The 11,610-nt window shown below is 69.2% G+C and carries 8 protein-coding genes; 6 read left to right on the top strand and 2 right to left on the bottom strand.

From position 1 onward, the window contains the following. The first annotated feature begins 44 nt into the window (after positions 1 to 44). From BM252_RS29430 to qhpG, 6 genes are all read left to right on the top strand, one after another. The gene (locus BM252_RS29430; RefSeq protein WP_093391318.1) at positions 45 to 641 is read left to right on the top strand and encodes a hypothetical protein; all 597 of its coding nucleotides are present in this window, start codon (positions 45 to 47) and stop codon (positions 639 to 641) included. An 854-nt stretch (positions 642 to 1,495) separates the two neighbouring features. Beyond that, positions 1,496 to 3,085 carry a ferritin-like domain-containing protein gene (locus tag BM252_RS29435; RefSeq protein ID WP_093391319.1) on the top strand — a complete coding sequence of 530 codons (1,590 nt, stop codon included), beginning with the start codon at positions 1,496 to 1,498 and terminating at the stop codon, positions 3,083 to 3,085. A 6-nt stretch (positions 3,086 to 3,091) separates the two neighbouring features. After that, positions 3,092 to 4,510, top strand: a complete 1,419-nt coding sequence (locus BM252_RS29440; protein WP_245774506.1) for a hypothetical protein — start codon at positions 3,092 to 3,094, stop codon at positions 4,508 to 4,510. Beyond that, positions 4,510 to 5,334 (top strand): LodA/GoxA family CTQ-dependent oxidase, encoded by an 825-nt coding sequence (locus BM252_RS29445; protein WP_093391321.1) that lies wholly within the window; start codon positions 4,510 to 4,512, stop codon positions 5,332 to 5,334. Before BM252_RS29440 ends, BM252_RS29445 begins: the two co-directional genes overlap by 1 nt. After that, a complete protein-coding gene (locus BM252_RS29450; RefSeq protein WP_093391322.1) occupies positions 5,324 to 6,712 on the top strand; it encodes a radical SAM/SPASM domain-containing protein in 1,389 nt (462 codons plus the stop codon). Before BM252_RS29445 ends, BM252_RS29450 begins: the two co-directional genes overlap by 11 nt. Positions 6,713 to 6,717: 5 nt before the next feature. Further along, positions 6,718 to 8,238 (top strand): flavin-dependent monooxygenase QhpG, encoded by a 1,521-nt coding sequence (gene qhpG / locus BM252_RS29455; protein WP_093391324.1) that lies wholly within the window; start codon positions 6,718 to 6,720, stop codon positions 8,236 to 8,238. Between the two features lie 35 nt (positions 8,239 to 8,273). On the opposite strand, the gene BM252_RS29460 is transcribed toward qhpG, so the two are convergent. Together BM252_RS29460 and BM252_RS29465 are read right to left on the bottom strand one after the other, a co-directional pair. Beyond that, complete coding sequence (locus tag BM252_RS29460) at positions 8,274 to 10,046, bottom strand: ABC transporter ATP-binding protein (protein WP_174900726.1); 1,773 nt, start codon at positions 10,044 to 10,046, stop codon at positions 8,274 to 8,276. 109 nt (positions 10,047 to 10,155) lie between these two features. Further along, a partial coding sequence (locus BM252_RS29465) for a thioesterase domain-containing protein (protein WP_245774507.1) occupies positions 10,156 to 11,610 on the bottom strand: 1,455 nt, incomplete at its 5' end.

The following is an 11,610-nucleotide window of genomic DNA, read 5'->3' on the forward strand; positions in this document are numbered from 1 at the left end:
GGGAAAGGCTGACGTAAGAACATAATCAGGTCGACTTATTTGTAGTGTTTGCTGAGCAGCGCGCACCCTACAGGGAATCGTTTATCGAAGGCGGCAAGATCTTCGACGTGTTCATCTATGATGCAGAAAGCCTACACTACAACCTGCATGCCGCCCGGCATTCGTGGCAAACGGCGGTGCTGGATATCGTCTGTTCGAGCATAACGCTGCCGCATGAAAATGCCATCTCGGCCTACCTACGGAAGTCGGCCGAGCGCATTCGCCGCAGCCCGCCGCCAGTCGAGGACCCGCGGACGTTCAGGATTTTGCTAACGAATCTGCTCCGTGACTTGCGGCTTGCACAGCATCGATGGGATATGCAGTCCTTGGCTATTGAACTGTATAAAATACTGGCAGGCAACGAAATGCGCGAGCATGGTATTGGCGGTCATGTCCGCAAGCACTGCCGCGCAGCGTTAATGACCGTTGCCCCCGGCTATTGCACGCAACTCGACGAACTTTTTGAGTTGACCATTCGCACCAGCGACGCTGCCGATTTTATTCGCTTTGGCGAGCGCACCCTAGAAAAATCAGGCGGTGCACTAGTTTCGGATTTCATGGTTCCGCTGTCTGAAGGCAAGCGATTGCCTTTGCGCTTGTGAATGGCCAGTACAATGACCGGCGCGCTTCCCGTGTTTGTGCTCAAGCCGTTCACAGCACCTTTTTTTCCAGTGCCGGAACAGTCTTGCGACCATTTATTAGGCGTCAGGGGCTAGGGTTCCCTCTTCGTACGCTGCCGATGCCATGTCGTCAACTTGAACGAATAGACGCCCGTCTTGCGCAGCAGCGCGCCGATCTCGCCTGCGTGCGGGCACCGACCCGCAGCAGCCAGGATACGCACCTTATGATTGATTTTCCGACGCATCCAACGGGAAGCGTGCACTTACGGTCGAGAAAGCCGCTGAATGCATGTCGGACCATTTTAGACTGCAGGGTGGAGCACTTTTGAATACGGGTCACAGCCGTTACGTGGCGGCGTACCTTGGTGAGCACAGCTATCAGGCTGGCGACCGCGTGCTGTGGCCGCCCGACCAAGGGCGCCAGCGTCTGCGCCACGTGGCCGATTCGCCTACACTCTCCAACCACTTGACACTTCCCCAACCGCCGCCGAACCCAATGGCCGCGCCAGATCTCCCGCCCCGGCGGCGCATGATGCAAGCGTCGCGGTGGTATTTTCGCCACCATGACAATTTTTACAGTTGACGATTTTATAAGTCATTGCGATACTCGCAGCACTGCCAGCCCGCCCCTCGCGGCGCCGGCATGCCACCTCCCCAAGCCAGCCTGACGCCAGCTTTTCAGACCGGCCCGCGACGCGGCGCACCATCTCTTTTCGTTTGCATCGATCCCGCTATTGTGATTTGACGCCGTCGCCCCAAGCCGAAGCGCGCTTCGCTCGTCCCGACGCCTTTTGCAACGCATCCCCAACGGATGCCCGACATGAGAAGGACAAGAAATGCGAGCTGCACAGATACGCCGCCACCTCGGCGCCCCCTCCGCCCCCCTACCCCGCACCGGCACCGAACAGGGCCTGCCGTCGACCACGCCGCAGCTATTGCGCGGCACCGTCGCGCCGGCGGCCGGCGCCAAGGCCGCCAAGACGCCGGCGCTGAACCTGGAGTTTTCGCCGCGCGACTACATCACCTACCTGCTGTCGATCGACGCCGAAATCGAACACTGCCTGATGGTGCAGTACCTATACGCCGCCTACTCGCTGGGCGGCCCGCAGGTGCCGGAGGCCTTCCGCGACAGCGTGCGCACCTGGCAGGAGGTCATACTGGGCATCGCCAAGGAGGAGATGGGCCACCTGATCTCGGTGCAAAACTCGCTGCGCCTGATCGGCTCGCCGCTGCACATGGAACGCGAGGACGAGCCCTGGGACTCGCCCTTCTACCCCTTCCCGTTCACGCTCGAACCGCTCACGCTCGACTCGCTGGCCAAGTATGTGTACGCCGAATCGCCGGTCGACTGGGACGGCGGCGCGCTGGGCGACGAGATCCGCCTGCGCGTGCACGCCCAGACCGACGACCCGAACCAGGTGGCGGCGCTGTTCAACACCCTGATTCCGCTGGTGGCCGATCCCGACTACCTGCCCGACGCCGCCTTCGACGCCACCACCCTGCCGGCCCAGGCCGACTTCGCCGAGTGGGGCCGCGGCTACCAGGGCGGCCATCGCGGCCGCCCCAGCGGCCAGCCGACGCAGACGCCGGACGTGCTGGTGGTGCCGCAGACCTGCCGCGACGACATGGTCGCCGCCCTGCACGCCATCGCCCAGCAGGGCGAGGCCACCAGCGGCACCACCGCCTCGCACTTTGTGCGTTTCCTGCGCATCTATGTCGAGATGCGCGAGCTGCTCGAGTACAAGACCCTGACGACCGAGCACTGGAACGCCGCCCGCCCGCTGGATTTCGCCGCGCCGCAATGGCAGGCGCTGCAACCGGAGAGCAAGGCCACCCTGCTCGCCGCCGGCCCCGCCGCGCGCATCGCCTGGGCGCCGGCCCGCCAAGTCGCCATCAACCCCTACGTCTCGCTCGATCCGGAAAGCGAGGGCAGCGACGAAGGCGGCACCGCCACCCGCATCACCCACCCCGAATCGGCGCTGTGGGCCACGCTGCACAACATCCGCTACCGCATGCTGCTGACCTACCTGATCCACAGCTTCACGCTGTACGGCGGTCTGAACGCGGCCGGGGCGATCACCCCGCGCGGCGCCATCGTCAACGCCACCTTCGGCGAGATGTACAACCTGCGCGCCGTCTCCGAGATCCTGATGCAGTCGCCCGTCTCGGCCGACGATCCGAACGCCGGCTTCGCCGGGCCGCCGTTCCAGATGCCGTACACGCTCAACAGCCCGTTCGGCGAGGCCAACAAGTGGCGCGGCCACCTCGACCTGTTGACAGCCTCGGCCAACGTGGTCGAAGCGCTGCAACTGCTCGTGCCCGAGTCCCGCCACGCCTACCTGGCGTCGCTGCGCGAAGCCGACCGCAACATGCGCGAGCTGACCCTGCGCATCCTGTCGGGCAGCATCGACACCGCCCTGCTCTAGGAGACCATGATGCCAATACTGGAACTGAGAATCCTGCCCCCGCTGGCCGTGGCCCGCCTGGGCGGCGCGGCCGAGCCGCTCGAAGCCTTCGACCTGGAGACCGATCCGGACAGCCCGATGAACTACCGCCGCATCGTGCCGCGCGAAAGCTTCGAAGTCGACCAGCTGAGCGGCCGCATCGTGCGCGCCTACGTGCCCGACAACATCCGCTTCAAGGACGAGAACAAGCTGGTGCGCCCGGTCGCGCCCTTCCTCGAAGTGTATGCGCGCACCAGCGAGGAGCCCGAGCAGCTGCAGCCGCTGACCGCCGCCCTGCTGGCCGAGCACGGCCTGGCGTTGGCCAACCTGCACTGGGACGTCGAGCTGGGCAACATCAAGATCTACCGCCGCACCAACAACCGCAACGACCAGATCCACGCCAACCTGTTCGGCCTGCAGGACCACGCCCGCCACGCGCTGAACGGCTGGTGCGAGAACTTCAAGCAGGGCAAGACGCTGCCGCTCGGCCACGTGCAGTTCATCGCCCCCACCGACGACTTCCCGGAAATCCGCCTGCGCTACACGCCGGCCGCCGGCCTGGTCTACGGCAGCCGCATGCAGCGCCTGGAACCGCAGGCCGACGGCGTGCCGCTGCTGGTGCCCGACCCGATCATCGACAGCGAGGATCTGGTGCTGTACGACGCCGAGCGCGGCGACTGGCTCAATTACACCGAGGGCACCGGCCCGACGCTGACCAACCCGGCCGGCATCTACGCCGGCTACGCCAACGCGCAGGACCAGCAGGTCAGCTGGGGCTACCTGGACGACGAATGCGACGGCCTGGTGCGGGTGGTGCTGACGCTGGCCGACAGCACCACGCTGGTGGCGCAGGCGACCATCGGCGCCGGCCCGCCGGCCTATGCGCCGGACACGCTGCCGATCCGCGTGGTCTCCGACGAGATGGAGCAACTGCTGCACGGCCCCACCGTGCCGGAGGAGGAGGTGTCGCTGGAGCAGGCCACCGAACTGGTGCTGCGCGCGCTGGAGACGGTGCGCTTGATGAACACGGCGATCATGAACGGCAACCCGGTCAACGGCCGCCTCAACGTGGCCAGCACCATGGTGCGGCAGAACAGCAGCGACTTCGAGCGCTACTACGAGCCGATCGCCGCCGCCTCGCTGGTCGACAACCTGGCGCTGCGCGCCCTGCACGAACGGGTGTTCAGCGCCCTGTCGGCCGGCGGCGCGCCGTGGTTCGCCCAGACCCTGCGCCTGCCCGAGGAAATCGGCGACCTGTCGGCGATCGCGCTGCGCAAGATGCCTGCGCTGATGCGCGGCGCCGACGGCCGCAGCCTGACGCTGACCCGGCGCCATATCGACATGGTGGCCAAGGCCGCCCGCAACGCCATGTTCAGCCAACCCAACACCCCAGCAGGAGACCTGTGATGGCCGCCAAACAGCCCAGCCTGAGCGCCAACAACCTGACCGCGCAAATCCACCACCGTGGCGCCGGCAACCCCGCCTCGATACTGCCGCGCAGCGCGATTTCCAACTGCTTCCCCGGCCTGGAATTCGACTTCCGCAACCTGTGGCGGCGCGCCTTCGAAGGCATCGTCCTGGTCGAGAACAACAACTACGTGATCGACGCCGAGCCCGAGTTCCAGCACCTGGTCACGCGCCGCCTGCTGCGCTTCGCCGGCCTGGAGGTCGGCACCATGGTCAACACCACCGGGCCGGTGTTCCCGGACGGTAGCTCGGGCACGCTGGCCTCGGTGGCCAACCCGAACGCGGTGTCGTTCATGGAGTGGTCGAACTCGATCGCCCGCATCCTGCACCTGCAAGGCCAGATGGTCAGCTGCGAGTTCACCGCCCAGACCGACGCCAGCACCGAGGTGCAGGCCGGCTCGGATACGCCCTTCATCACCGTCGAACTGCGCCTGCGCACCTTCTTCGAGCCCGACACGGCGGCCTTCAACCCGGCGCTGCTGCAGCCGGGCGAGCTGACCCAGGGCCTGTGCGCGCCGTGGCAGAACGACTACCGCGAGTGCGCCTGCTACTACTGGGCCGCCTCGCGCCCCGACTATGTCAACGTCGAACCGGGCGTCAACGGCCTGTCGCACGGCGACATGTGGTTCGCCAAGAAGCGCACCGGCACCTACATCCCGGACAACCGCACCGACACCCGGCTGTACTCCTACGACGACCTGTTCAAGTCCTGGCAGGAGGACCTGCAGTTCATCATCCGTGGCAAGGATGCCGATGAATCCTGACGCCCTGGCCGGCGCCGACCTGGCGCGGGCGCTGAGCAGCCGCATCGTGGCGGCCTCGCGGCCGCGCCAGCGCCACGCCCATCTGGTCGACGACGCCCAGGGCGCGCAGCTGTTGATGGTCAACGGCACGCGCCTGTACCACCTGCCGCCCGAGTTGACCGAGCAGTTCCGCGATGCGCTGGGCAGCGCCGACCCGGCCCTGCTGCAAGGGCTGGTCGACAGTTGCGGCCTGCAGGCCGAGGCGCTGATCGACGACACTCCGCTGGCCGCGCCGCCGCTGCACGCGCTGTCGCTGGCGATCGCGCAGAAGTGCAACCTCGGCTGCACCTATTGCTATGCGCAGCAGGGCGAGTTCGGCGGCAAGGCCAAGAGCATGGAGGAGCAGCAGGCCGTCAAGGCGGTCGACCTGCTGCTGTCGCAGGCGGCGCCCGGCGCCAAGGTCAACCTGGCCTTCATGGGTGGCGAACCGCTGTCGAACCGCGCGGTGCTGCGCAGCGTGACCGACTACGCCAGCCGACAGGCGGCGCTGCGCCAAGTCGACTGCCGCTTCTCCATCACCACCAACGGCACCCTGCTGCGGCCGGACGACGCCGACTTCTTCGAGCGGCACGGCTTCGCCGTCACGGTCAGCCTGGACGGCGCGGCCGAACAGCACAACCGGCTGCGCCCCTTCAAGGGCGGCAAGGGCTCCTTCGACAGCATCCTTGAACGCATCGCGCCGCTGCTGGCGACGCAGCGCCGCATGCAGGTGTCGGCGCGCGTCACCGTCACGCCGTTCAACCTCAACCTGCCCGCCACGCTCGACCTGTTCATCGGCATGGGCTTCCACAGCGTCGGCTTCTCGCCGCTGCTGCGCGCCGCCAACGGCCGCGCCGAGATGGGCGCGGCCGACATGGCCGAGATGCTGGAGGCGATGATCGCCTGCGGCCTGGCCTTCGAGCAAAACGTGCTGCAGGGCCGCCGCTACCCCTTCATGAACATGCAGAACGCGCTGCGCGAACTGCAGCGCGGCACGCACCGGCCCTACCCCTGCGGCGCCGGCGCCGGCTACTTCGGCGTGTCGGCCGACGGCGAACTGTCGGCCTGCCACCGCTTTGTCGGCGACGAACAGGGCGCCATGGGCTCGCTGGACGGCGGCGTCGACCGCGCCCGCCAGGCGATCTGGTTGAGCGAACGCCATGTGCACCAGCAGCAGCCCTGCTCGGACTGCTGGGCGCGCTACCTGTGCGGCGGCGGCTGCCACCACGAGGTGCTGGCGCGCGGCCGCAGTGCCTGCGACTACATTCGCGGCTGGCTGCACTACACGATAGGCGCGCACCAGCGCCTGAGCCAGCTGGCGCCCGACTGGTTCGCCGCGCCGGCCGCCGCGCCGGACTGAGCCCGATGCGCGACGGCGACGCCCCGTTCGACGCGCTGGTGCTCGGCGCCGGCCCGGCCGGCACCAGCGCGGCGCTGCGTCTGCAACAGCTGGGCTACCACGTGCTGCTGGTCGAGCGCAGCGCCGTCTGGCCGCGCGCGCAGGTGGGCGAGGCGCTCACGCCCGGCGTGCGCAACATCATCGAGCTGCTCGACGCCAACGACGCGCTGGCAGCGGTGCCCCACGTCGCCCACGCTGGCAGCCGGGTGCTGTGGCGCGGCCGCACGCCCGAGCTGCTGCAGGAGGCCGGCTCGGCCATCGTCGACCGGGGCCGCTTCGACGCGGCCCTGCTGGCGCTGGCGCGGCGCCGTGGCGTCGAGGTGGAACAGCCGGCCCGCCTGCTGCACCTGGCCGGCGCGGCCGGCGACTGGCGCATCGGCCTGCTGTGCGGCGAGGCGCGCACGCGCCAGGTGCGCGCCCGTTTCATCCTCGACGCCAGCGGCCGAGGCGCGGCGCCACGCATCGCCTGCGCGCCCCGGCTGGCGGCCTTGTGGGGCGAGGTCGACCAGTCGGCCCTGCCGCAGTTGGGCGGCGCCACCCAGGTCGAGGCGCTGGAACATGGCTGGCTGTGGGCCGGCTGTCTGCCCGGCGGGCGTTACCGGCTGATGCTGGTCTGCGATCCGCACGCAGCCCGGCAAGCCATGCCGGCCACGCCCGAGGCCCGCCTGCGCGCCGCTTGCGCGGCCAGCCATCTGCTGCGCGCGGCGGCCGACTTGCCCATGCTGGGCGCTGTACAAATGTGCTCGGCCACGCCCTACCTGGCGCCCGACTGTTGGCAGGACGGCCGCCTGAAGCTGGGCGACGCCGCCTTCGCGCTCGATCCGGTTTCCTCGTCCGGCGTGGAAAAGGCCATGCGCTTCTCGCTGCAGGCGGCGGTGGCCCTGCATACCGTGCTGGGCGACGCCCGCCCCGACAGCGGCGCGCTGGCCCGGCGGTTCTTCGAAGGCCGGCTGGTAGAAGCCTGCGCGCGCCACGCGCACTGGACCGAAGCGTATTACGGCCAGGCCTGGTGCGCCGAGCAGCCCTTCTGGCAAGCCCGTGCGCGTTGCGTGGCCGGGGTGCGCGGCGAGGCCGAGGCGGACCGCGAAGCGGACGGCGACGCGGCGGAATCGAAATGGCCGGAGCTGCTGGCCAACCTGTCCGCCGAGCGCGCCCGCCTGGCCGGCTACCAGCCGCCGGAACTCAGGCCGCTAGCCTCCCTGAACCCGGCACTGCCGCTACGCCTGCACGGCGACGCCGCGATCGTCGAGCTGCCCTGCGTGGTCGACGACCGGGTGTGTCTGCACCAGGCGCTCGACCATCCCCACCTGGAGCGGCCGCTGGCCTTCCTGGAAAACGAGGCGCTGTTCCCCCACTTGGCCAGGCTGGCCCAGCCGCTGCCGCTGGCCCAGCTGCTGCATATGCTGGCCGCCAGCATGCCCGGCCACAAGGCCCAGCACATCGCCGCCTGGCTGTGGCAGCGCGGCCTGCTGGAAAGCGTCGGCTGACCTTCCTGGTCGCCATCCTCCCCCTCTTGCCGGGCCTAGTCGGCCGGCCCGCTCAGCGCAGCGTCGGCCTGGGCCGGCTCGCGGAACTGGCGCGCCACCAGCCGCGCATAGTAGGGATGCGAGGCGATCAACTCGCTATGGTTGCCGGCCCCGGATATGCGGCCGTTCTCCAAGAAGTAGATGCGGTCGGCATGCATCACCGTCGACAGCCGGTGCGCCACGATCACGTTGGTACGCCCGCGCATCAGCGCCTCCAGCGCCACCCTCACCTGGTGCTCGGTCTCGCTGTCGAGGTTGGAGGTGGCCTCGTCGAGGATCAGGATGTCGGGATCGCGCAGGAACATGCGGGCGATGGCGATGCGCTGCCGCTGGCCGCCGGACAGGTTGTTGCCCTGCTCGATCAGCAGGGTGTCCAGCCCCAGCGGCATGCGCTCGATGAAGGACCAGGCGCCGGCCTGCTCGGCGGCGTGGCGCACCGCCTGGTCGGAAAACTCGCCGGCCAAGCCGTAGACGATGTTGTCGCGCACGCTGCCCGGCATGATGGGCGCGCCCTGCGCCACATAGCCTATCCTCCGGCGCCACTCGGCCAGCGGCACCGCCGACACCGGCGCGCCGTTGTGCAGGATCTCGCCATGGGTCGGCTCGTAGAAGCGCTCGATCAGCGACAGGATGGTGGTCTTGCCGTTGCCGCTGGCGCCCACCAGCGCCGTCGTGGTGCCGGGCCTGAACACCAGGTCGATGCCGCGCAACACCGTCGCCTCGTGCTCCGGATAGGCGAACGACACCTGGCGGAACTCCAGCGCGCCGTTGTGGCGCTGCGCCGGCGCGTCCGGCAGCGCCGCCGCCTCGTCCGGCTCCCGCAGGATCTCGCCGATGCGCACCGACGCGCCCCTGGCCTTCTGCAAGCCGGCGGTGAACTGGGTCAGCTGGATCAGCGGGTTGGCGATGCTGAAGATGTACAGGATGAAGGCGGTCAGTGTGCCGATGCTGATCTCGCCGTGGCTGACCCGCAGCGTGCCATACACCAGGATCACGACGATGGCGGCGCTGCTGGCGAAGCTCATCAGCGGTTCCAGCGCGGCGCTGGTGCGGGCCACCTTCATGCCGAGGTCGCGGATCTGCTCGACCTCCTGCTGGCAACGGGCCCGCTCGCGCGCCTCGGCGGTGTAGGCCTTGACCAGGCGGATCTCGGCGAACACGTGGGTCAGAATGCCGCCCAACGCGGCGGTGCGGTCCTGGATGCGGCGCGACAGGCGGTCCAGCACGAACGACACCGGCACCACCACGCCGAAGGCGGCGGCCACGCAGGCCAGCATGGCCAGCGTCAAGCGCACGTCGAGCACCAGCATCACCGTCACCGCGCCGGCCAGCAGCAGCACGCCGGTCAGCAGGTTGATGGCGTGGCGCGTCACCAGCTCGGCGATGGCGTCGCAGTCGCTGAGCACGCGGCTGACCCGCGCGCCGGTGCTTTCGCGGTCGAAGGACTCGACCTTCAACCTGAGCATCTTGTCGATCAGGCGGGTGCGCAGGGCCGCCACCACCCGGTGGCCGACCCGCGCCAACAAATAGGCGGCGCCGGTGAAGGCGACGCTGGAGCCGACCAGCACGCCGGCCAGCAGCATGACGCTGGCCGGCTGCACCGTGCCGGTGGCGATTTCGTCGACGAAGCGCCGCACGAAAATGGGAAAGCTGAGCACGGCCGCCACGGCGGCGATGGCGAAGGCGGTGGCGCCCGCCAGCGGAAGTCTGGCGGGTTGGGCGATGCGGACCAGATGGACCAGGCCGCGCGACATTGGTGTTGTTGTCATGATCAATACACTCCTCTTGGTGTGACGCGGGCACGGCCCGGCCGGCCCGCGTCGTCCTGATGATGTGGGGCCGGGCCGGCAAGCGCCGGCTGCCGGCCAGGCAGCTTCCTCACGTCCTCGATGTCGATCCGCCTGAGCTCCGGCCGGCGCCGCCCCGGCCGGCCGGCCGGCCGGGGCCCAGCGCGGACCGGGCGCGGCGCGGCGCGTTGGCCGGCGCCGCCTCAATGGCCGCATCAATGGCCGCATCAATGGCCGCGCCGATGGCCGCGCCAAGCTTGCCGGCCAGCGGTTCCTCCACGATGGTGAAGTGGTCGCCGCCGATCAGCGCCAGCCGCAGCGAGGCGCCGGCCACCTCGGCCCAACCCATGCTCGGGTCCTTGCCGGGCGCCACCTCCGCCGTGAACAGGTGCAGCGCTATCGGCAGCGGCGGCGGGCGATAGGCCACACAGGCCGCGCCGAACTGGGTGAACATCGCGGTGCGCCAGGCCAGCTCCTCGACGCTGAAGCCGGGCGGCAGCCAGCCGGCCTGGCGGCAGTGGGCGACGGCCGCGTCGAGGCTGCCGAGGCGGTCCAGCACGCCCACCGCCTGCTCGTCCAGATCGTGGTCCAGATAGTGGGTGTGCAGCTTGAGGAACTGCCATTGGCGCTGCTCCTCGGTGAACGGCGGTATCGGCGCGACGTGCAGCGGATGGGTGCTGTCTATCATGCCGAGGAACTCCACGGCCTCGCCGCCGGCCAGCAACTGGCGTGCCAGCTCGTAGGCGAAGATGCCGCCGCCCGACCAGCCGCACAGGCGGTATGGCCCCTTCGCCTGCACCGCGCGCACCACGTCCACATAGCGCCGCGCCAGCGCCTCCACGCTGAGCGCCTGGCCGACGTCGTCGCGCACCGCCTGCACGCCATACACCGGCATCGCCAAGTGGCGCGACACCTTGGCGTAGGACAGCACTTGGCCGGTCGGTTCGTGAATGAAGAACAGCGGCCGGCTGGCCTTGTCGCCGGCCGAAATCGGCACCAGGTGGCGCGCCAGCAGGGCATTGCCCTGCTCCTGCTGGCGCGCCTCGGCGGCGATGGCTTCGATGGTCGGCGCGCGGAAGATGGTTTGCACGTCGAGTTCCAGGCCGACCGCGCGCATCGCCTCGATCATGCGCACCACCAGCAGCGAATGGCCGCCCAGTTCGAAGAAGTTGTCGCGCCGGCCCACCCGCTCCAACTGCAGCAGCTCGATCCAGATCCGCGCCAACGCCTGCTCGACCGGCCCTTGCGGCGGCTGGTAGCTGCGCTGCGCGTAGGCGTCGGCCTCGGGCGCCGGCAGCGCCTTGCGATCGAGCTTGCCGTTCGGCGTCAGCGGCAAGGCGTCCAGCACCACGTAGGCGGCCGGCACCATGTAGTCCGGCAGCAGCTGCGACAGCGCCTGGCGCAGCTGCTGCGCGGCCGGCGCCGGCTGGTCCGGCGCGGCGGCGATGTAGGCCACCAGCCGCTTCTCGCCGGGCCGGTCCTCGCGCGCCAGCACGGCGCACTTGGCCACGCCGGGCAGGCGGTCGAGTTGCGCCTCGATCTCGCC

It is taken from the genome of Rugamonas rubra, from assembly GCF_900114705.1.
Classification (GTDB): Bacteria; Pseudomonadota; Gammaproteobacteria; order Burkholderiales; family Burkholderiaceae_D; genus Rugamonas; species Rugamonas rubra.

What these genes read in the sequence shown, in the direction of transcription:
- BM252_RS29450 (WP_093391322.1), top strand. Translation starts at nt 5,324, where the DNA reads ATGAATCCTGACGCCCTGGCCGGCGCCGACCTGGCGCGGGCGCTGAGC.
- BM252_RS29445 (WP_093391321.1), top strand. Translation starts at nt 4,510, where the DNA reads ATGGCCGCCAAACAGCCCAGCCTGAGCGCCAACAACCTGACCGCGCAA.
- qhpG (WP_093391324.1), top strand. Translation starts at nt 6,718, where the DNA reads ATGCGCGACGGCGACGCCCCGTTCGACGCGCTGGTGCTCGGCGCCGGC.
- BM252_RS29460 (WP_174900726.1), bottom strand. Translation starts at nt 10,046, where the DNA reads ATGACAACAACACCAATGTCGCGCGGCCTGGTCCATCTGGTCCGCATC.
- BM252_RS29440 (WP_245774506.1), top strand. Translation starts at nt 3,092, where the DNA reads ATGATGCCAATACTGGAACTGAGAATCCTGCCCCCGCTGGCCGTGGCC.
- BM252_RS29435 (WP_093391319.1), top strand. Translation starts at nt 1,496, where the DNA reads ATGCGAGCTGCACAGATACGCCGCCACCTCGGCGCCCCCTCCGCCCCC.